Source organism: Nocardia sp. NPDC003726 (assembly GCF_053586955.1).
In genome coordinates, this window is the sequence record NZ_JBSFNF010000001.1 from 100505 (window position 1) to 120507 (window position 20003).

Below are 20003 nucleotides of genomic sequence, written 5' to 3' on the forward strand. Positions count from 1 at the left end.
CGTCGGCTACGAAATCGGCTGCCGGGCGGTCACTCCCAGCTGAGCCCACCCCGCCGCCATTCGTAGGCGTAGGCCACCGAGACGTTGACGATGAACAACGCCATCGCGGCCAGACCGAAGAGACCGAGCGCATCGAAGTGGACTGCCCACGGGTAGAGGAACACGATCTCGATGTCGAAGATGATGAACAGCATGGCGGTGAGGTAGTACTTCACCGGAAAGCGTTGCCCGGTAACGTTTCCCGGCCCGCCCGCGACGGCGTGGGGCGTCGGCTCGATACCGCATTCGTAGGGTTCGAGCTTGGCCCGGTTGCGTCGTTTCGGACCGACCAGGGCGGACAGGACGATGGAGAACAACGCGAACGCCGCCGCGATCGCGCCGAGTACAAGCGTCGGCACCTCGATGTTCACGACTGCACTTCCCCTCCTTGCGAGCGGCAGATAACAGCGTCCGAGGCGGGCTGACGTCGTTGTCCGCCTCGGCCAGACTCGCCCCTCGGCTCCACCCGGGGACGGTCATTACCGGATCCGTCTCCGTGTGAGATAGGGCACAGCCTACAACTGAACGGGCGGCCCGCAGCGCGTTTGGCGACGGCGTTTGATCGAATTCAGTACAAGCATTTATGACCGAAACGGTGGTAATCCGCGCGGAGCGTCCGCAGGGTTGGGTGAACGGTCAGTTGGAAGCCTGAGATGTCGGGTTTCGCGACGTCAAATGTGGTCCCGAGCGGGTTCGCAGTCGGGAAGGGCGACAATTGTGTGACACACGGGGCCGTGGGCGCGCAGGGCGTCCGCCAGGAGCCGGCACGCCCGAGCAAACTAATTCATGATCGCTATGAATGGCCGGTGCGATCAGGCTGCCGTGCGGTTGCGCAGCAGAGCGACGACGGCCTCGGTGAGCCGCAGTGGATCGATGGGATGCGCCACCGCCGCCTCCGCCCGTGACCAGCTGGCCAGCCATGCGTCGTCGGGCCTGCCGGTGAGCACCAGCAGCGGCGGGCACGGATCGACTTCGTCCTTCAACTGCTTGGCGATGCCGAGCCCACCTGCCGGGGAGGCCTCGCCGTCGAGCACAGCCAAGTCGATGCCGCCTGCGTCCAGTTGCGCGATCACCACGGGGGCGGTGGCGACCTCCAGATACTCGAACTCCGGTAGCTCCGCGCTCGGACGCTTGCCCAAGGCCTGGATCACCTGGCGCCTGGTGTCGGCGTCGTTGCTGTACACGAGAACCCGCAGCGGGGTGGAACGAGGAGAATCGGCCACGAACGGCATGGTACGTCCGCGACGGCGCACCGCGTGGCAGGTTCGGCGCAGATGATTCGCGCGCGTCGTGCACCGCGCGTCACCAGTGCAGTCGTCCCCCGAAAGCCGATGGCAAGCAGTTGACAAGAATCTGCCGGTAGAGTCCGGCCAATGCGGGGAGACATCACGCAGGCCCTCGTCGACACCGACGTTTGGACCGATGAAATGCTTGGCGGCGCCGGGATTCCGGTGATCGACGTACCGTTCGTGACCATCGGCAGCGGGATCGGGTCCTTCGTCACCTACGACACGCTCCGGATCTTCGGCGTGCCCGCGGAGGCGATGGCGGTGCTCGGTCCCCAGGAGCACCCGTGGGCCTCCTACGAGTATCTCACCAGGGTGTCTCAGATCCCCCGCGGCGAGCGCCTGCGCAGCGACTCCGCCTCCACCCCGGACAACATCTGGGGCTTCCCGTCCTACGCGGTGCGGGAGGCGATCGCCGACAAGTCGATCAAGGCGCTGTGGAACGTTTTGGTCGAGCCGATCTTCGCCAACTACTACACCCCGCGGGCGGGCCAGGCGTTCGAGTCCATGGAGCGGGAATTCCACCGCATCGGCTACGCCCGCTCCTTGCACCGCGGGCACGTGCGCATGGTCCGCAAGCGCCACGGCGGCGGGTACTTCACCATCCTCACTCCACCCGCCGGATCGACGCCGACCAAACGCGTCGCATTCCGCAGTACGTATGTCCATGTGGCCGTGGGCTATCCGGGCCTCAAGCTGCTGCCGGACCTGCAGGAGTATCGCGAGACCCATCGTGACCCGACGCGTGTGGTCAACGCCTACGAGCCGCACGAGCACGTCTACCAGGCGCTGCAACGGCGGCCCGGTACCGTGCTGATCCGCGGCAGCGGGATCGTGGCCAGCCGCGTCCTGCAACGGCTCATCGACGATCGGGACAAATACCGCCTCGACACCCGGATCCTGCACCTGTTCCGCACCTATATCGCCGGACCGCACGGCAAGAACGTCTTCAGCAGGCGCAAGGGCGGCGACGGGTGGGCCTACCAGGGCTTCAACTATCCGAAGTCGGTGTGGGGCGGTCAGCTCAAGCAGAAGGTGCGGCGGCTGCAAGGCGAGGAACGGGCGCGGGCGTACAAGGAGATCTCCGGCACCAACACCCCCATCCGCGACAACTGGCAGGAACAGTTGCGCCGCGGTCGCCGGGAGGGGTGGTACCAGGTGATGGCGGGCACGATGCGTGCCCCGCGTCCGGCCGCGGGACGGCAAGGCGTGGTCGCCACGATTCTCCCGGACGCCGGTGCGCCGCTGCCGTTTCCCCCGCCGACGCAACCGTTCGACACGACCGTCGACTACATCATCGACTGCACGGGCCTGGAAGCCGACATCCGCGAGCACCGGCTGCTGGCAGATCTGCTCGATCACGCCGGCGCGGGTCGCAATCCGCTCGGCAGGCTCGACGTGGACACGACCTTCGAGCTGATCGGCACCCGCAGCGGGGCGGGACGGATGTACGCCTCCGGCAGCGCGACGCTCGGCGGGCCGTTCGTGGGCGTGGACACCTTCCTCGGCTTGCAGATCGCCGCGCAGGAGATCGCCGACGACCTGGCCGCGGTCGGGTTCTGCCGGAGGATGGGTCCGCTGCGCTCGACGCGGCAATGGTGGCTGTGGGTTACGAACGAGAAGATCTGAACAATGCTCCCAACTTTGAACGGGCGAATCCAGACCCGCCTGCTCGCGCTGAGCGTGATCGGCTTCGTCGTCGCGCTGCTGATCACCCCGTTGCTGCCGACCGGCTCGCTGAGCATCGGGCAGGCCTACCGGGTGACGCTGTCGGTGCTGCTGGCCACCGTTCTGGTCGGTGTGCTCTGGGAACTGCTCTACCATCTGCTGCAGCAGTTCCGCTGGGAAAAGGACTGGCCGACCCTGTTCGGTCTGGTCACCATCCTGAATGAAGGAGTGCTGATCTGGGTGCTGGTGCGCTACACCACGATGGTGCTGCCCGAGCATCTGCGCCCGTCGCTCACCGCCTTCCTGCTCCAGTTCGTCATCACGTGGATCGTCTTCTGGCTGATCGTGAACGGGCCGATGCGGGTGGTGTTCCATCGGTGGCGCTTCCAAGGCGGCCGATTCCTGTGAGCGCGCAGATCGAGGTGTTACCGGGCGCCCACCTGGTGGCGAGCGCCAGCGGCGCCGTAGTGGTCGTCGCGCACCGGAGCGACGGACCGGTCACGGCGGACACGGTCGCGGCCCGCACGATGACGGCGCTGCTGGACATCGTGGGCGAAGCCGTCGCGCGTGACCGCCGTAGCGGGCGGGCGGTGGCGCGGCTGGCCACGACCTGGCTGATGGGCTTGTCCAACGGCGAGGAGGACGAGGTCGAATTCGGCGTGATCACGCCGGTGGACGACGGACTCGCGGTGTTCCTGCACGGGGGCATCACCGCGGTGCTCGCCGGGCCGGGCCACACGGAGGTGCTGCGCGGCCGGGACGCCGGATTCACCGTCGACCGGATGGTGACGCCCGCACCCGGCAGCGGCGCGGGACTGTTCGTGGACGAGGCGGGTTGGGCCGCGGAATCGCTGCCGGAGCGCGGGATCCTCTCGCTCGGCGCCGGGACCGCACCTGGATCGGGAGCGGTGTTGTGGTCGGCCGCGATCGGTGACGAGCCGCGCGGCCACGGCGTCACCGAGGGGCTGCGGCACCCGCACGCTGGATCCACACCGCACGCCGAACCGGAGCCGACCGGTGAACCGCGGCGAACCGCGGAGCCGCCGCACGCCGCGCCACGACCGGCGTCCGAACCGCATCCCGTTCAGGCCCCGCCGCCGATGCCGGGTCCGAATGTGACCGCCGCACCGCAGGCGGCGCCGCAATCACACCGTTCCGGTGCGCAGCCGGGTTCCGACACGCCCGCGGCCCAACCACGGCGAGCGCCGAGCTTGCGTAAAGGCGAGGACTCCGTTGATGCCGCGACGGAAATCGATCTCCATGCGCCGTCGCGGCGCGCCACGCCACGCGATGGCGTGACACCCGCCGCGCAGCCGATTCCGCCGGCGCCACCGCCCGCACACCGCACGGATCGGGATCACGCGATCGCCAACGACGCGAACCTCGCCGAGACCGTGGCGCCCTCGGCCGGAGTCGTCGCGGCCGCGCTCGGTTCGACCGGATCGAACACGATGGGGCATCGGGTGATCGTGCAGGGTTTCCAGTGCGCCCGGCGTCATCACAACGATCCGCGAGTGTCGTTCTGCGCGGTGTGCGGCATCCGGATGGATCAGCTCACCTGCGTGCTCAGCGCAGGGGTGCGCCCACCGCTCGGTGTGCTGCTGCTGGACGACGGCACGTCGTTCGTCCTGGACAGCGACTGCGTTCTCGGTCGCGAGCCGGAACATTCGGAGGCGGTCGCGCGTGGTGCGCGGCCGGTGCGGCTGGAGGACAGCTCGGGCGGAATGTCACGGGCGCACGCGGAGATCCGCCTGCTCGACTGGGATGTCACGGTCGTGGACGGCGGCTCGACCAACGGCACCCACATCCGTCATCCCGGCCGCCAGGACTGGGTCCGGGCGGTGCCGGGCCAGCCGATCGTCCTCGCACCGGGCGCGCAGATCCAACTGGGCGGACGCGTCCTGACCTTCGACTCCCAGCACGGCCAGCTGTAGCGGCGGGCGGCGGCGATCGGCGCGCTCAGATGCGGCGGAAGCGGATGATGCCAGACCACGGGTTGCGCATGGGTTTGCGGGGGTCGGGCTGGGGCAGGTAGGTGAACGGCCGCAGGTACCACGGCGCCCGGCGGAACTTGCGGGCGTGCAGCAGCAGGCTCTCGAGCTCGATCGGCTGCCAGCCCAGGTCTTCGAAGAAGCGGACGCCGTTGGCGGGCTCGAACTTCATCGGGGCGTTGGCGAAGGTGTCCCCGGAGCGCATCTTGCGCATCCCGAGACTCAAATCCAGCAACCACCAGGCGATCTCGGGGCGGGACAGTGCGGCGGCAAGGTCGGTGACCGTCGGCGGGTCGAGGTACATCAGCAGGCCCTCGGTGAGTACCAGGGCTTTCGACGCGGGGGCGGTGACCGGGCCGATCGCGCCGAGCGCCTCGTCGAGGAACTTCGCCCGCGCGTCCGGATCGGCGAGATCGACCGCTCGGCGGATGAGCACGCAGTGCGGCGTCTCACCGGCGAGGGCGCTGTCCTTCTCCGCGACGAGCTCGGGCAGGTCGGCCTCGATCCACAGCAAATCGTCGGGCAGCGCGAGCCGATAGGGGCGGGTGTCCAGGCCTGCGGCGAGGTTGAGGACGCGGTCGCAGCCTTCGCCGATCGCGGTGGCGACGAGGTCGTCGATCAACTTGGTCCGTGTGACGATCGGCCACCCGCCGCGCATCACCGGGGGTGCGTTGTCGGCGATGGCGTGGCCGCGTTCGCCGGCCAGCCGGTCGGCGAGCGGGTCGCGGAACAGCGCGTCCGGGCGCTCGGTCTCGCGTGCCCGGTAGGCCGCGACCCAGCGAGCGGTGTCCGAGACGTTGGACGGTACTTCCCCTCCGGTCATGCGAGCCAGTCTGTCACATCCAGCCAGCGGATTCCGCGCCGATCGTGGGCTTGTCGGTGGCGGCTTCAATGGGGGTGGAATGCGGCGGAGCCGGCCTCGGCGGCGTCGAGCAGGTGTGCCAGGAACAGGCGGGTGGTCGGCGTCGGGGTGCGGGTGGTGACGGCGTGCCACGGACGATCCAGCGGGGTGCCATCGACCGGGAGCACGCGCAGCACGCCGTTGTCCAGGTCCTGGGAGATGGCGTCGCTGTGGATCAAGGTCACGCCCAGTCCTTCGCGCGCGGCGGCCAGGACGGCGCCGTGGGATCCGAGGGTGAGCGTGGGCGGTTCGATCCGGAGCTGATCGAGCAAGCCGAGGGTGGCCTCGCGGGTGCCGGAACCGCGCCCGCGCAGCAGCCAGGTGGCGTGCAGCGGGTCGAGTTCGGGCAGGCCGACCACGACCAGGCTGCTCGGCCGACGGGCGCGCACCACCAGCCCGGTGTCGCGCGGCGGGCGCCCCGCGATGACGAGATCCGTTTCGTGATGCTGCAATTCGAGGAACAGCGCGTCGCGCGGATGCACCGACAGGCTCAGTTCGATGTCGGGGAACCGGCGGCGGAACGACGCGAGCGGCCGCAGCAGGATGTACTCGCCCGCGGTGGCGACCACGCCGATCCGCAGGCGCCCGGTCTCGGCGCGGCGCACGGCGGCCTGCGCCTCCTGCATCAACCCGAGGATGCCGCGGCAGTACTCGGCGTAGACCCGCCCGGCCTCGGTGAGCGCGATGCCGCGCCCGGCCTTCGCGACGAGCTTGGCCCCCAGCTGTTTCTCGACGTGTGCGACGGCCGCGGAGACGGCGGCCTCGGTGATGTGCAGTTGCGCCGCGGCGCGGCGAACGCTGCCGTGGCGGGCGACGGCCAGGAAGGTTTCCATCCGAGCCGCGGTCACCATACCCACCGGAAAACGGTAACAAACTCAACGAATACGTTGAATATCGCGAGGAACAATCAAATTGTTTGTCGGAATGCGGCCGGTCATCCTGGAAATCTCGAGGCACGCCCGTTCACCCGGGTGCGGGTGTCCCGCAGTGGCACAGCAGGAGGAACGATGGCCGAAGAAACCGAACGCGACCGCTGGGATCCGGGTGTCCAGTCCTATGCGTCGATGGGGTATTACGCGCCCGACTATCGACCGTCGGACACCGACGTGCTCGCCGTGTTCCGTGTGACTCCGCAGCGCGGCGTCGATCCGATCGAGGCGGCTGCCGCGGTGGCGGGTGAGTCCTCCACGGCGACCTGGACAGTGGTGTGGACCGACCGGCTCACGGCGCACTCGCGCTACCAGGCGAAGTGTTACCGCATCGACGAGGTGCCAGGACGGCCGGGGGAGTACTTCGCCTATATCGCTTACGATCTCGACTTGTTCGAAGAAGGGTCGATCACCAATCTGACCTCTTCGATCATCGGCAACGTGTTCGGGTTCAAGCCGCTGCTGGCGCTGCGGCTGGAGGACATGCGCATCCCGGTGGCTTACGTGAAGACGTTCCAGGGGCCGCCGCACGGCACGGTGATGGAACGCGAATATCTCAACAAATACGGCAGGCCGCTGCTCGGCGCGACGGTGAAACCGAAACTCGGGCTATCGGCCCGCAATTATGGCCGCGTCATCTACGAGGCGTGCAGAGGCGGTCTGGATTTCACCAAGGACGACGAGAACATCAACTCGCAGCCGTTCATGCGCTGGCGCGACCGCTACTTGTTCGCGATGGAAGGCGTCAACCGCGCGATGGCCGAGACCGGCGAGATCAAAGGCCATTACCTCAATGTGACCGCGGCGTCGATGGAGCAGATGTACGAGCGCGCGGAATTCGCCAAGGAACTCGGCAGCGTCGTCATCATGATGGACCTCACCGTCGGCTTCACCGCGATGCAGTCGATGTCGCACTGGGCGCGCCGCAACGGGGTGCTGCTGCACCTGCATCGCGCGGGGCATTCCACCTACACCCGGCAGAAGACGCACGGTGTCAGCTTCCGGGTGCTGGCCAAGTGGTGCAGATTGATCGGCGTCGACCATCTGCACGCGGGCACCGTGGTCGGGAAGCTGGAAGGCGACCCGGCGACGACCAAGGGGTTCTACGACACGTTGCGGGACAACCACATCCGCACCGAGCCGGCCAACGGGATCTTCTTCGACCAGTACTGGGCCAGCCTGCCCGGGGTGATGCCGGTGGCTTCCGGCGGCATCCATGCCGGGCAGATGCATCAGCTGCTCGACCTGTTCGGCGACGACGTGGTGTTGCAGTTCGGCGGCGGCACGATCGGGCATCCGCTCGGCATCGCCGCGGGCGCGGAGGCGAACCGGGTCGCGCTGGAGGCGGTCGTTCAGGCTCGCAACGAAGGCCGCGACCTGCTGAAGGAAGGCCCCGAGGTGTTACGGAAGGCGGCCGAGATCTGCCGTCCGCTCGACGTCGCGCTGGCGACCTGGGGCGATGTCACCTTCGACTACACCTCCACCGACGCGCCGGACGCCGTGCCGACGGCCAGTCGCTGACCGTTCAGGAAGGAAAACCGATGTATCTCAGGCACGGAACGTTCTGCTACTTGCCGCCGCTGACCGATGAGCAGATCGCCGCCCAGGTGCGCTACGCGTTGCTCAACAGCTGGCCGGTGTCCATCGAGTACACCGACGATCCGCACCCGCGCAACGCCTACTGGGAGATGTGGGGGCTGCCGCTGTTCGACCTGGACGAGCCGGATGGCGTGCTGGTCGAGATCAACGCGTGCCGGGCGACGTTCCCCCGGCACTACGTGCGGGTGCTCGCCTACGACGCCCGCTACACCAGGCAGACGACGGCGGTGAGTTTCCTGGTGCAGCGGCCGCCCGACGAGCCCGGCTTCGTGCTCACCCGCACCGAGGGCCCCGACCGCAGGCAGACCTACGGCCTGCACTCGTATGCCACGACCGTCCGGCCGGGACAGCGGTATGGCGGCTGAGCGCAACGGCTCCGGATTCCGTCTGCACCGGCCGGGGGCCGAGGTCCCCGGCGCGGTGCGGACGGCGCCCGCCGAATCGGAGGAGCCGCAGATCCTGGCCGAGGACGCGGTGCTCGACCTGTCGAGCGACGTCGCCGGGCACGACGTCGAGGAGACGTTGCGCAGGCTGGACGCGGAGCTGATCGGGCTCGCTCCGGTGAAGCGGCGGGTACGCGAGATCGCGGCGCTGCTGCTGATCGACCGGGCCCGGCAGCGTTTCGGGCTGACCTCGTCGCGGCCGACCATGCACATGAGCTTCACCGGCGGGCCGGGCACGGGCAAGACCACGGTGGCGTTGCGGATGGCGCAGATGCTGCACGCCCTCGGCTACATCCGCAAACCGAAGGTGCACACCGTCACTCGCGACGATCTCGTGGGCCAGTTCATCGGGCACACCGCGCCGAAGACGAAGGAGGCGCTGGCCAAGGCTGCGGGCGGGGTGCTGTTCATCGATGAGGCCTACTACCTGTTCCGGCCGGAGAACGAACGCGACTACGGGCAGGAGGTGATCGAGATCCTGTTGCAGGAGATGGAGAACGAACGCGCCAGCCTGGTGGTGATCTTCGCCGGCTATCCCGACCGGATGGACCGGTTCTTCTCCGCCAATCCGGGCCTGTCCTCGCGGGTGGCTCATCACCTGGAATTCGCCGACTACACGCACGCGCAGCTGCTGGGCATCGCCGAACTCATGGTCGCGGCGGAGAATTTCCACTTCGACGACGCGGCGCGCACCGCTTTCGGGGAGTACCTCCAGCGCCGGATGGCCCGCCCGCGCTTCTCCAACGCGCGCAGCGTGCGCAACGCGCTCGACCGCTGCCGGTTGCGGCAGGCCAAACGTCTCGTCGAACTGCGCAGACCGCTGACCAGAACCGATTTGATCACGCTGACCGACGAGGATGTCTACGGCAGCAGCGTTTTCACCGACCCGGAGCCCGCGGGCGGGCCGACCGTGTGACCGCGGTGACGAGATCGAGGCGTTATGCCAGAAGGACTGAAGACCCTCACCCGCTACACCATCGAGCAGGAGCATCGGCATCCCGGATCGTCCGGTGAGTTCTCCGCCCTGGTGAACGTGATCGCGACCGCGACGAAGATCGTCGCCAACCAGGTCACCAGGGGTGCGATCGCCGGCTCGATCGGCGCGTCCGAACCGGACAATCTGCCGCCGACGGTACATCGCAAGCTGGACGCGATCTCCAACGACATCATGGTCGCCCAGACGCAATGGACCGGCCATCTTTCGGCGTTGCTTTCCGAACAGATCAGCGAGATCCATCCGGTGCCCGCCACGCATCGGCGGGGAAAATACCTGCTGGCCTTCGACCCACTGGACGGTTCGTCGAACATCGACGTCAATCTTCCGGTGGGCACCATCTTCAGCGTGCTGCGCGCGCCCGCGCAGGGCACGGCCCCGTCCGCGGCCGACTTCCTGCAGCCCGGCATCGAGCAGGTGTGCGCGGGCTTCACCCTGTACGGCCCGGCGACCATGCTGGTGCTGACGACCGGCAGCGGGGTGGACGGGTTCACCCTGGACCGGGAGATCGGCGCGTTCGTGCTGACCCACCCGCGGATGCGCATCCCCGAAGACACCTCCGGTTTCGCGATCAACGCGGCCAACGAGCGGTTCTGGGAACGGCCGGTGCGCCGTTACGTGCACGAGTGCCTCGACGGCGTCGACGGCCCGCGCGAACGCGATTTCAATATGCGCTGGGTTGCCTCGCTGGTGGCCGACACGTTCCACATCCTCACCCGAGGCGGGGTGTATCTGTATCCGCGCGACACCCGTCCGCCCACGCGTCCGGGTCGGGTGGCATTGCTGTATGGCGCCAATCCCATCGCGTTCATCGTCGAACAGGCCGGTGGCGCGGCGACCACCGGCAGCGAGCGGGTGCTGGAAGTGGAGCCCCGCGACGTCCATCAGCGGGTGCCGCTGATCTTCGGCTCCCGCAACGAAGTCGAGCGCATCGAGCGGTATCACCGTGAACCCGACGAGGGCCCCAGCTTCGACACCTCGCTGTTCGGCAGGCGGTCGCTGTTTCGCCCGGCCCAGCGCTGAACAGGAGAACCATGTCGGTCAAGCATCCGGTCGTCGCCATCACCGGATCCTCTGGGGCGGGGACCTCCAGCGTGACGCGGACGTTCCAGGAAATCTTTCGTCGCGAAGGGATCAACGCGGCCGTCGTCGAGGGCGACGCGTTCCACCGCTACGACCGCAACGAGATGAAACTGGCCATGGCCGAGGCCGAGCAGAACCGCAATGTTCGGTTCTCCCATTTCGGTGAGGAAGCCAACCTGCTGAAGGAACTGGAGACGCTGTTTCGAGACTACGGCGAGACCGGCGTCGGAACCGTGCGCCGCTACCTGCACGACGAAGCCGAAGCCAAACCCTACGGTCAGCCGCCGGGCACCTTCACGCCGTGGGAGGAACTGGCGCCGGGCAGTGATCTGTTGTTCTACGAGGGCCTGCACGGCGCGGCGGTCACCTCGACCGTCGATGTGGCGCGCTACACCGATCTGCTGGTCGGCGTCGTGCCGATCATCAATCTGGAATGGATTCAGAAGGTCATCCGGGACAAGACCGAGCGCGGGTACTCCAGCGAGGCCGTGATCGATACGATCCTGCGGCGGATGCCCGATTACGTCACCTACATCTGCCCGCAGTTCTCCCGCACCTACGTCAACTTCCAGCGGGTGCCGACCGTGGATACGTCCAATCCGTTCATCGCGCGCACCATTCCGACGGCGGACGAGAGTTTCGTGGTGATCCGGTTCGCCGACCCGAAGGTGATCGACTTCCCCTATCTGCTGTCGATGCTGCACGACTCGTTCATGTCCCGGTCGAACTGCATCGTGGTGCCCGGCGGCAAGATGGAGCTGGCCATGCAGTTGATCTTCACGCCGCTGATCCTGCGGTTGATGGACAAGCGGCCGAAACGGTCGTACTGAGCGGCGGGGCAGCGCTAGTCGGGCAGCAGCGGCACCGAGAGCCCCTCACCGCGGTGCAGCAGAGCCGCGCGCGTGACGGCGGCGGAGCCGAAGCGCCTGCGCAAGTCGTCGAGGGTCGCGTCGAGGCTGCCCGCGGCACGGGGCTCGAAGGGCAGGGTGAGCTGGACGGAGTCGGCGTCGTCGAGGTTGGTCAGCGCGAGGCCGATCAGGGTGAGGCCGCGTTCCTGGATCAACGGCATCGCGCCGGTGAGCAGGGTGCGGGCGGCGAGCAGGATGGTCTCGGTGTGGTCGGTGGCTTCGGCCAGGGTGTGCGAGCGGGTGGCGCGGGTGAAGTCGTCGAAACGCAGGCGCAGCACCACGGTTCGGCATACCCGGTCGGCGGTGCGCAGGCGCCTGCCGAGCCGATCGGTGAGTCCGTGCAGATAGGCCTCGATCTCCTCCGGCGGCCGGTGCTTGCGGCCGAGTGCGCGCTGGGCGCCGATCGAGCGCCGCCGCCTGCCGGTCTCGACCCGGCGTGGGTCACGTGCCCAGGACAAGGCGTAGAGGTGGCGGGCCGCGGCGGGACCGAGGATCGCCCGCAGCGGGCGCTCGCCCAGTTCGGCCAATTGACCCACGCGGGTGATGCCGTGCTCGCGCAACGTGCGCGCGGTGACATCGCCGACGCCCCAGAGTCTTTCGACCGGCAGCGGATGCAGGAAGTTCAGTTCGCCGTCCGGCGGCACCAGCCGCAACCCGTCGGGTTTGGCGACGGCGCTGGCGACCTTGGCGAGGAACTTGGTGCGGGCGATGCCCACCGAGATGGGCAAGCCGACCCGGTCGCGAACTTGCGCGCGCAGCCGCGCCGCGATGGCGACCGGTTCGCCCGCGATCCGGCGCAGGCCGCCGACGTCGAGAAACGCCTCATCGATCGAGATGCCTTCGACCACGGGGGTGGTGTCGCGGAAGATCTCGAAGACGGCTTTGCTCGCCTCGGCGTAGGCGGACATGCGCGGCGCCACCACGATCGCGTGCGGGCACAACCGGCGCGCCTGCCCGCCGTTCATCGGGGTGCGCACGCCGAACGCCTTCGCCTCGTAGCTGGCCGCCAGGACGACGCCACCGCCGACGATCACCGGCTTTCCGCGCAGTCGCGGATCGTCACGTTGCTCGACCGACGCGTAGAACGAGTCGAGGTCGGCGTGCAGGATCGATGCTTCCGGCCGCGCGAGGATCCGAGGCCTTCGGGAGCGGGGCGCATCGGACACGAACATATGTTCGCACAGGCCTCCGACAGGTGAATCGATCTACTGGTTGCCTCCGTAGTAACCCGCCTCAACCGGTAACCTGTTCCCACGACGGGGCACAGCTCGGATGAGGGAGTCGGTACGGTGCGTGGATTCGGGGATCTGGAGGCGGTGATCATGGACCGCATCTGGGATCAGGACGCAGAGGACACAACGGTGCGTGAGATCTTCGACGAACTGTCGGCCCAGCGCGACATCGCGTATACGACGGTGATGTCGACCATGGACAACCTTCATCGCAAGGGGTGGCTCGCGCGCGAACGCGCAGGTAAGGCCTATCGATATTGGCCGACGCTGACCAGGGAGGAGCACAGCGCCAGGCTCATGCTGGAAGCGCTCGGTTCCGGCGGACGCTCGGATCTGGTGCTCAGCCATTTCGTCGATCGGATCAGCGCCGAGGAGTCGGCCGGGCTGCGTGCCGCGCTCCGCAGACTCGCGGCGCGCAAGTCACCAGAAGTCCCGTGAGCCTGGCCCTGGCACTGACGTTGTACGGCGGCGTCGTGGCGACCTTCGGTCCGCCCGTGCTGCGCAGACTGACCCACCGCGGGATCGCGCCGCGACTGGGCGTGATCGCCTGGGTGGTCGCGATAATCGGCGCGCTGAGCGCGTGGGGCGTGGCAGCCGCGGTGCTGACCGTCGAGTTCGCCACCTACTGGGGACATCCGAAGGACGCGTTGCGCGCCTGCGCGTCGTTCCTGTGGGCCCCCGCGGATGCGCACGGCGCCGCGGCAGGCCACGCGGCGACATTCGCGGTGGCGGCGCTGGTGGCCACCGGCACCGTCGCGCTGATCGCGCGCGCCGTGGGTGTCGTGATGGACATGCGCAAGCGCACCAGCGTCCACGCGCGAGCGGTCCGCTTGGTCGGCAGACCGGTGCCGGGTATCGGGGCGGTCGTGCTCGACTCACCGGAACGGCAGGTGTACTGCGTGCCGGGACGACCCGACACCATCGTGGTGACCACCGCCGCGCTGGATGCGCTGGACGACGACCAGCTCGCCGCGGTGCTCGCGCACGAACGCGCGCACCTGTCCGGCAGGCACGCGGCGCTGACAGCGGTGCTGCGCGCGGTGGCCAGCACACTGCCCGGCCTGCGGTTGTTCACCGGCGGTGCGGCCGAGATCGCCCGTCTGCTGGAGATGTGCGCCGACGACAAGGCCGCCGACGAGCACGGTTCGCTGCCCCTGCTGGGCGGCCTGCTGGCGATCGTCGGCATCGCCGAACCCGCGCCGCCGGGTGCGCTGGCCGCGGCGGGCACGGCGGTACTGGCCCGCGCCGAGCGGCTGGCCGACCCGGTCGGCGCGATCCGGCGCGCCACCACCCGCACCGCCCTGCTCGGCGTCATCGCGATGACGGTCACCGGGTCTGCGCTTGCCGCCGCGACGGTGGCCTGCGCGGGCACGCTGCTGAACTGACCACGAGTAAGGAGCACGAGTGCGGGCCACCTGGGATCAGGTCTTCGCCTGGCGGCTGGACCGGCAGTACGTCCGGTCGCGGACCGACGAAGGCGCGGTAGCGGTGGCCGGGCGTCTGTGCGGCGTGCAGGCTCAGGTCACCTCGGCGGCGGAGCTGGCGGTGGCACTGCGCAGCACGAAGCCCGAATCCGGCGCGCTGGTTCGCGCGCTCGACGACGGTGCGCTGATGAAGACCTGGGCGATGCGCGGCACGTTGCACGCGCTGCCGCCGGAATCGGCCGCCGCCGTTCTCGCGCTGATCGGTTCCGCGCGCACCTGGGAGAAGCCTTCGTGGCAGAAGACCTTCGGCGCGTCGCCCGCGGAGGTCGCGGCGCTGACCGAGGCGGTCGCCGAGGTGCTCGACGCCGCCGTGCTCACCAGAGATGAGCTGGTCGACGCCCTGGTGTCCGCGCCGGAGTTCCACCGGCTGGGGGAGGAGCTGCGATCCGGTTGGGGTGCGCTGCTCAAACCGCTGGCCTGGCAGGGCGCGCTGTGTCACGGCCCGGCACGGGGGACCAAGGTGACGTTCACCAGCCCGGCGCACCTGGTGCGCGACTGGCCCGGCCTGCCCGAGCCCGATGCCGCGGCGCCTGCGGCGATCCTCGGCTATCTCGGCGCCTACGGCCCGGCGACGCCGGAGACCTTCGACGCCTGGCTCACCCGCGGCAGCCTGCGCAAGACCACGGTGCGCCGCTGGTTCGCCGACTTGGGCGACCTGATCACCGAAGTCGACGTGGAGGGCCGTCGCGCCTTCCTGCCGACCGACCAGGTCGATGCCATGGCCGCCACCGCGCCGAGCGCGACGGTCCACCTGCTCGGCGCGTTCGACCAATACGTGCTGGGTCCTGGCACCGGCGACACCGACCTGCTGCCCGCCGCCCACCGCGCGAAGGTGAGCCGCGCCGCGGGCTGGATCTCTCCGATCGTCGTGGTGGGCGGACGCATCGCGGGCGTCTGGGAACTCACCGGGGACGCCGTCCAGATCACCATGTTCGACGGTGCGCCGTTGCCCACGCAGGGGCTGGAGGCGGCCGTCGCCCACGTGGCGCTGGCGGCCGGACGCCAGAGCCTCACGGTGCGTGCCGCGTAGCGGCGCAGTGCGGCGGCCACCCGGCGTTCCAGGGCGTGGAGGATGCGCTGCACACCAGAGTGGGCTGCTGGTGCTTCGACCCCGGAACGGGCGGGTCGCGGCGCAAAGGGCGTCGCGACCCGCACTGCCGGACCCGACCGCGTCGTCCGGACGCGGTGGCGCGTACGCACCGAGACGATCCCGGGTCAGGCGACGGCCGAGTCGGCGACCGATTCTTGCGGCACGACAGCGGGTTTCGGCGTGCGCGCGACCGCGCCGACCAGTCCCGCGATGACCGCTACCGCGGCGGTCGCATACCATCCGCGCCGGAACGCGTCGAGCGTCGCCTCGGGGCCCGCGGGTGAGCCCAGTACCGCGACCAGGCCCGCGACGCCGATCGCGAGACCGATCTGGCGCGCCATGCTCAGCACGGCCGACCCGGTGGCGAACCGCTGCGGCGGCAGTCCGCTGGTGCCCGCGGCGAAGGCGGTCGGCAGGGTGAGTCCGACGCCGATGCCGCTGACCACCATGCCGCCGAGCAGGCCGCCGATGTAGTCGGGTGTCAGGCTGATCGCCCGCGCCCACCACAGCATGCCCGCGCCGAACACGATCCCGCCCGCGGCGATGACCGGCCCGGCTCCGATCCGGCCGATGAGCCGCCCCGCCGAGGCGGCGACCACCGGCACCATCAGCGGGCCCGGCGCGATGGCCAGTCCGGTGCGCAACGCCGACCAGTCCCACACGTTCTGCGCCCACAGCACCACCGACAGCAGCATCGCGCCGAAGGCAACGTTGAACAAAACCGCGTTACCGGTCATCCAGGCGAAGTTCGGCGCGCGCAGCAGCGCCGGATCCACTACCGGGCTGTGGTGCCGGGCCGAGGAGACGACGAACGCCACGGTCAGGATGGCCGCCAGCGCGAACGCGCTCAGCACCCGCGCCGAAGACCAGCCCCAGTCCTCGCCCTCCACCAGTCCGAGCACCAGGCTCGCGATCGCCCCGACCAGCAGCGCCGCGCCGAGCAGGTCGGGCAGCCGCCCACGGTCGCCCTCGGGGTCGGGCAGCGTCCGCAGACCGATGATCACGGCGGCCAGGCCGATCGGCACGTTGACCAGGAAGACCCAGCGCCAGCCGATTTCGACGAGTAGGCCGCCGAGCACGGGGCCGAGCGCCGCGCCGAGCCCGCCGAAGGCGACCCACAGCCGCACCGCGGCGGCGCGGCGGTGCGGCGGGCTGGCCGCGAGCACCAAGCCGAGCGAGGCGGGCGTCAGCAGCGCGGCGCCGACGGCCTGGAGGACGCGGAATCCCACCAGCGACCCGACGTCCCATGCGGTCGCGCACAGCGCCGATCCGGCGACGAAGATCGCCAGTCCCAGCAGGAAGGTGGTCCGGATGCTGCGGCGGTCGCCGAGCCGTCCCGCCGGGACCAGCAGGGCGGCGAACACGATCGCGTAAGCGTTGAGCACCCAGGACAGGCCCGAGATGCGCGCTCCGCCGAGATCGGCGGCCATGTCCGGCAGGGCGACGTTGACGATGAACAGGTCCAGGCTCGACAGCAGGACGCCGATCGAGACGACGGCCAGCACGACTCGGAAGTCGGTCCGCTCAGGCGGTGTAACAGAGGAATTCACGATCGTCTCCTTCAGCCGAGCACGCGGCGGGTCTGGCGGGCCGAGGCGAGCAGCAGGCCGCTCCGGTCCCAGATCGAGGTGTCGTCCACCGACCAGCCGCCGCCGGTCGAGGCGTTCACCGTGCGTACCAGCACCGGGGAGCCGCCGGTCGGCACGTGGTGCAAATGGATCGACAACGCCACGGTGGGGATCGCGACGGGCGCGCGCAGCGTGGGGAAGACGGCGGGCGGCAACGCGTCGGCGAGGATGGCGAGGGCCGCGGCATCGGTGGGCGGCTCGGGGACGAGTTCGATCCACGCGCACATCATCGGTTCGTCCGCGCCGGTCAGCGGCAGCGGGCCCGCTGCGGGGCGGATGTCGAAATGAGCGCTCGCCGGCACGATTTCCGGCGGCAGGGCGAAGCGCGCGCAGGACTCGGGTTCGGGTACTCGTGGTGCGGGCGCGCCGGCGTAGTCCGCGACGCCCGATGCCGTGGTGCGACCGAGTGTGACGGACGCTCCCGCGACGGGCCTGCCGTCCTGCTCCGCGCCCACCTCGACCACGACGGTGCTGCGGCCGACGGCGCGCTCGGTCGCGTGGAAGGTCAGCACGCCGTCCGTGGGGCGGCCGAGGAACCGGAGGTCGACGGCCCGCACCGGCAAGGGTTCGGTCGCCGCCGCGCGCGCCACCTCGATGAGCAGTGCCGCGATCACGCCGCCGTGCGGGCCGGTCCAGCCGCGCCAGGACCGGTCGACACGAGCCCGCCACCCGGCACGGGACTCGGTGAGCGCGAACTCCTCGGCGAGGCTCCGCTTAGTGAGTTGTTTCATGCAACGCACCATAGGGTAGTGAGTTTTATGACGCAACCGACTATGCTGACGACCATGCGCAGGACGAGCTTCGAGGAGATGAACTGCTCACTGGCCCAGTGCCTCGAGGTGGTCGGCGAGTGGTGGACGCTGCTGATCGTGCGCGACGCTCTGTTCGGCGTGACGCGCTTCGACGACTTCCGCGCCCGCCTCGGCATCGCCCGCAACGTGCTCACCCAGCGTCTCGAGCACCTGATCGAGCACGGAGTGCTGACCAGGGAGCCCTACCAGGACAACCCGGTGCGCTACGACTACCGGCTCACCCCCAAAGGCCGCTCGCTGTGGCTGGTGGTCACCGCGATGCGGCAGTGGGGAGACGAATGGGCCGCCCCGGACGGTCCGCCGGTGCAAACCCTGCACACCACCTGCGGGCACCTCGCGACCGTCGAGCCGGTGTGCTCCGTGTGCGGTGAGCGCATCGCGGTGCGCGATCTGCGTCCGGTGCTCGGTCCCGGCGCCAAGGATCCTTCGCTGCTGCCATCGAGCTGAGGCCGGTTCGACCGATTCCGTGTTCGCCGCCGCGCGGCGCTAGGCTGCGGCGGTGGCGGACGGGCGAGTGCGGCAGCTGATCGACACGGTGGCATGGGTGCGCATCGAGAAGGGGCGCATTCTCTGCGCCAGACCCCGCGGCAAGGACGTCTTCTACATCCCGGGCGGCAAGCGTGAGGGCGAGGAAACCGATCTGCAGACGCTGCTGCGTGAGATCGAGGAGGAACTCACCGTCGCACTGCTGCCGGAGACCGCCGCGCACGTCGGCACCTACGAGGCAGTGCACGGCCCGCAGGACGGGGCGCTGGTGCGGATGAGTTGCTACACCGCGGAATATCGCGGAACGCTCGCCGCCAGCAGTGAGATCGAAGAGGTCGCCTGGTTCTCCTATGCCGACCGCCCCCTCGTGCCCCCGGTCGATCAATTGCTGTTCGACGATTTGGTGCACGCGGGCCTGCTGCGGTGAATCGCGGGCCGGACAGCGCTACCGTCGGCGGTATGTCCTGGTTTCGGGCGCTGCTGCGTTACGCCGCCTACGCACTTCGCGCGCTGCCGCTGGCGGCGCGGCGGATTCCGACCCGGCTGCGCGCGCCGCGGCGAATGCTCGGTGAATCCGTTCTGCCGCACCGATTCTCGGCTCTACGGTCGGTGTCGCACTCGGTGCTCAGCGGCGGCGTCGGCCTGCTGACGTGGTTCCTGGCGTTCCTCGCGGTCCTCGCCGCGTTCCGTGGCGTCTGCTTTCCGCTCGTCGCAGGCCACGATCTCGAAAACTCGTGGGGCGGTCCGACTTTGGCGGGAGCATGGGCGGTCCACGCGGCGCTCGGTGTCGGACTGCTACCGGTGTGGCTGTTGATCCTGGCCGGGCTGGGCGCGTTCCAGTTGCGGCTCACCCGCGGCCTGCTCGGCCGGAACGGGCCGCGCTGGCCCGCCCCGGCCGCGGTCGCGATTGTCGCGGGCGGCGCGCTGCTGTTCGTCGCGTGGATCCGGCAGGTGTGAGGACCCGATCACGGCAGCGGCATCCACCATGAAGGACGATGGGAACGTGAACGCTCCCGCTCCCGGCCCTGTTTTCGACGTGATCGCTGTGTTGAACGGTGCGGTGGACCTGCGCTCCTATCCGCGCAGGAACCTGGTCCTGAGCTCGCTTCAGGGCGGTGGGTTCGCGTTCGGCTCGGCCGGTTACCAGCGTGCGATCTTCGAGCCGGTCGTCCACCTGGTCAACGGCATCGAACTGCTCGAATCCCAGGGTTGGGAGCTGGTCAGCGTGCTCGACCGGAACATCTCGAACGTCAACTACACGTTGGCGTTCATGCGCCGAACCTGACGAGGCGGCCAGCGAGGGCGGCTTGTTCGAGCAAGCCTGCGGTGGCGAGGACTCTCTCCGCGTAGGTGACGGCCACCGATCGATCATCGATGTCCGGCACCCACGTACGAAGCGGCCACCGCCCTGGCGGCCCTATGCACGAATT

22 protein-coding genes are annotated in these 20003 nt (G+C 69.3%); 15 read left to right on the forward strand and 7 right to left on the reverse strand.

The genetic code is table 11. The features are described from left to right. Positions 1-29: 29 nt before the first annotated feature. A complete protein-coding gene (locus ACWDMM_RS00485) occupies positions 30-410 on the reverse strand; it encodes an NADH-quinone oxidoreductase subunit A (RefSeq protein ID WP_195081182.1) in 381 nt (126 codons plus the stop codon). A gap of 441 nt (positions 411-851) precedes the next feature. Further along, a complete protein-coding gene (locus ACWDMM_RS00490) occupies positions 852-1271 on the reverse strand; it encodes an Rv3143 family two-component system response regulator (protein WP_195081183.1) in 420 nt (139 codons plus the stop codon). A gap of 141 nt (positions 1272-1412) precedes the next feature. On the opposite strand from ACWDMM_RS00490, the gene ACWDMM_RS00495 reads away from it, so the two are divergent. The 3 genes from ACWDMM_RS00495 to ACWDMM_RS00505 are packed head-to-tail and all read left to right on the forward strand — an operon-like array spanning position 1413 to position 4927. Then, positions 1413-2954: a hypothetical protein gene (locus ACWDMM_RS00495; RefSeq protein ID WP_195081184.1), complete on the forward strand. Its 1542-nt coding sequence runs from the start codon at positions 1413-1415 to the stop codon at positions 2952-2954. A 3-nt stretch (positions 2955-2957) separates the two neighbouring features. Beyond that, positions 2958-3401 carry a hypothetical protein gene (locus ACWDMM_RS00500; protein WP_357104972.1) on the forward strand — a complete coding sequence of 148 codons (444 nt, stop codon included), beginning with the start codon at positions 2958-2960 and terminating at the stop codon, positions 3399-3401. Further along, a complete protein-coding gene (locus ACWDMM_RS00505) occupies positions 3398-4927 on the forward strand; it encodes an FHA domain-containing protein (protein WP_357104975.1) in 1530 nt (509 codons plus the stop codon). The genes ACWDMM_RS00500 and ACWDMM_RS00505 overlap by 4 nt, the downstream gene beginning before the upstream one ends. Before the next feature lie 25 nt (positions 4928-4952). Here ACWDMM_RS00505 and ACWDMM_RS00510 read toward each other — a convergent pair whose 3' ends face one another. Then, entirely contained in the window at positions 4953-5807 is an 855-nt protein-coding gene (locus tag ACWDMM_RS00510) for a class I SAM-dependent methyltransferase (RefSeq protein WP_357104978.1), read from the reverse strand. Positions 5808-5872: 65 nt separating this feature from the next. Next, the gene (locus tag ACWDMM_RS00515) at positions 5873-6736 is read right to left on the reverse strand and encodes a LysR family transcriptional regulator (RefSeq protein ID WP_323124290.1); all 864 of its coding nucleotides are present in this window, start codon (positions 6734-6736) and stop codon (positions 5873-5875) included. A 156-nt stretch (positions 6737-6892) separates the two neighbouring features. On the opposite strand from ACWDMM_RS00515, the gene ACWDMM_RS00520 reads away from it, so the two are divergent. The 5 genes from ACWDMM_RS00520 to ACWDMM_RS00540 are packed head-to-tail and all read left to right on the forward strand — an operon-like array spanning position 6893 to position 11763. Next, on the forward strand, positions 6893-8335 hold the full coding sequence (locus tag ACWDMM_RS00520) for a form I ribulose bisphosphate carboxylase large subunit (RefSeq protein WP_195081187.1): 1443 nt from the start codon (positions 6893-6895) through the stop codon (positions 8333-8335). Positions 8336-8355: 20 nt separating this feature from the next. Next, positions 8356-8778, forward strand: coding sequence for a ribulose bisphosphate carboxylase small subunit (locus ACWDMM_RS00525; RefSeq protein ID WP_195081188.1), 423 nt, complete (start codon positions 8356-8358; stop codon positions 8776-8778). Continuing rightward, positions 8768-9772 carry an AAA family ATPase gene (locus tag ACWDMM_RS00530; protein ID WP_195081189.1) on the forward strand — a complete coding sequence of 335 codons (1005 nt, stop codon included), beginning with the start codon at positions 8768-8770 and terminating at the stop codon, positions 9770-9772. Before ACWDMM_RS00525 ends, ACWDMM_RS00530 begins: the two co-directional genes overlap by 11 nt. 24 nt (positions 9773-9796) lie before the next feature. Then, positions 9797-10873, forward strand: coding sequence for a class 1 fructose-bisphosphatase (locus ACWDMM_RS00535; protein WP_195081190.1), 1077 nt, complete (start codon positions 9797-9799; stop codon positions 10871-10873). Positions 10874-10884: 11 nt separating this feature from the next. After that, positions 10885-11763: a phosphoribulokinase gene (locus tag ACWDMM_RS00540; protein WP_195081191.1), complete on the forward strand. Its 879-nt coding sequence runs from the start codon at positions 10885-10887 to the stop codon at positions 11761-11763. A gap of 14 nt (positions 11764-11777) precedes the next feature. Here the strand turns inward: ACWDMM_RS00540 and dinB are convergent, their stop codons facing one another. Next, positions 11778-13013 carry a DNA polymerase IV gene (dinB, locus tag ACWDMM_RS00545; RefSeq protein WP_195081192.1) on the reverse strand — a complete coding sequence of 412 codons (1236 nt, stop codon included), beginning with the start codon at positions 13011-13013 and terminating at the stop codon, positions 11778-11780. A 117-nt stretch (positions 13014-13130) separates the two neighbouring features. Here dinB and ACWDMM_RS00550 point away from each other — a divergent pair, with 117 nt between their 5' ends. From ACWDMM_RS00550 to ACWDMM_RS00560, 3 genes are read left to right on the forward strand one after another with little or no spacing between them, the layout of a single operon-like run. Beyond that, positions 13131-13511: a BlaI/MecI/CopY family transcriptional regulator gene (locus ACWDMM_RS00550; RefSeq protein WP_043691105.1), complete on the forward strand. Its 381-nt coding sequence runs from the start codon at positions 13131-13133 to the stop codon at positions 13509-13511. Next, positions 13508-14458: a M56 family metallopeptidase gene (locus ACWDMM_RS00555; RefSeq protein ID WP_195081193.1), complete on the forward strand. Its 951-nt coding sequence runs from the start codon at positions 13508-13510 to the stop codon at positions 14456-14458. Before ACWDMM_RS00550 ends, ACWDMM_RS00555 begins: the two co-directional genes overlap by 4 nt. A 19-nt stretch (positions 14459-14477) precedes the next feature. Next, positions 14478-15587, forward strand: a complete 1110-nt coding sequence (locus ACWDMM_RS00560; protein ID WP_449935275.1) for a DNA glycosylase AlkZ-like family protein — start codon at positions 14478-14480, stop codon at positions 15585-15587. A 185-nt stretch (positions 15588-15772) separates the two neighbouring features. On the opposite strand, the gene ACWDMM_RS00565 is transcribed toward ACWDMM_RS00560, so the two are convergent. Both ACWDMM_RS00565 and ACWDMM_RS00570 read right to left on the reverse strand, forming a co-directional pair. Continuing rightward, positions 15773-17197, reverse strand: a complete 1425-nt coding sequence (locus ACWDMM_RS00565) for an MFS transporter (RefSeq protein WP_449935277.1) — start codon at positions 17195-17197, stop codon at positions 15773-15775. Between the two features lie 11 nt (positions 17198-17208). Then, positions 17209-18006 carry a thioesterase family protein gene (locus tag ACWDMM_RS00570; RefSeq protein WP_357206125.1) on the reverse strand — a complete coding sequence of 266 codons (798 nt, stop codon included), beginning with the start codon at positions 18004-18006 and terminating at the stop codon, positions 17209-17211. A gap of 54 nt (positions 18007-18060) precedes the next feature. Here ACWDMM_RS00570 and ACWDMM_RS00575 point away from each other — a divergent pair, with 54 nt between their 5' ends. Genes ACWDMM_RS00575 through ACWDMM_RS00590 form a run of 4 tightly spaced genes read left to right on the forward strand, consistent with a single transcriptional unit; the run spans position 18061 to position 19858 of the window. Beyond that, positions 18061-18534, forward strand: coding sequence for a winged helix-turn-helix transcriptional regulator (locus ACWDMM_RS00575; protein WP_195081196.1), 474 nt, complete (start codon positions 18061-18063; stop codon positions 18532-18534). A 52-nt stretch (positions 18535-18586) separates the two neighbouring features. After that, a complete protein-coding gene (locus ACWDMM_RS00580; protein WP_323124269.1) occupies positions 18587-19000 on the forward strand; it encodes an NUDIX hydrolase in 414 nt (137 codons plus the stop codon). Positions 19001-19032: 32 nt separating this feature from the next. Continuing rightward, positions 19033-19530 carry a hypothetical protein gene (locus tag ACWDMM_RS00585; RefSeq protein WP_449935281.1) on the forward strand — a complete coding sequence of 166 codons (498 nt, stop codon included), beginning with the start codon at positions 19033-19035 and terminating at the stop codon, positions 19528-19530. A 46-nt stretch (positions 19531-19576) separates the two neighbouring features. Further along, entirely contained in the window at positions 19577-19858 is a 282-nt protein-coding gene (locus ACWDMM_RS00590; protein ID WP_195081198.1) for a hypothetical protein, read from the forward strand. Positions 19859-20003 lie beyond the last annotated feature (145 nt).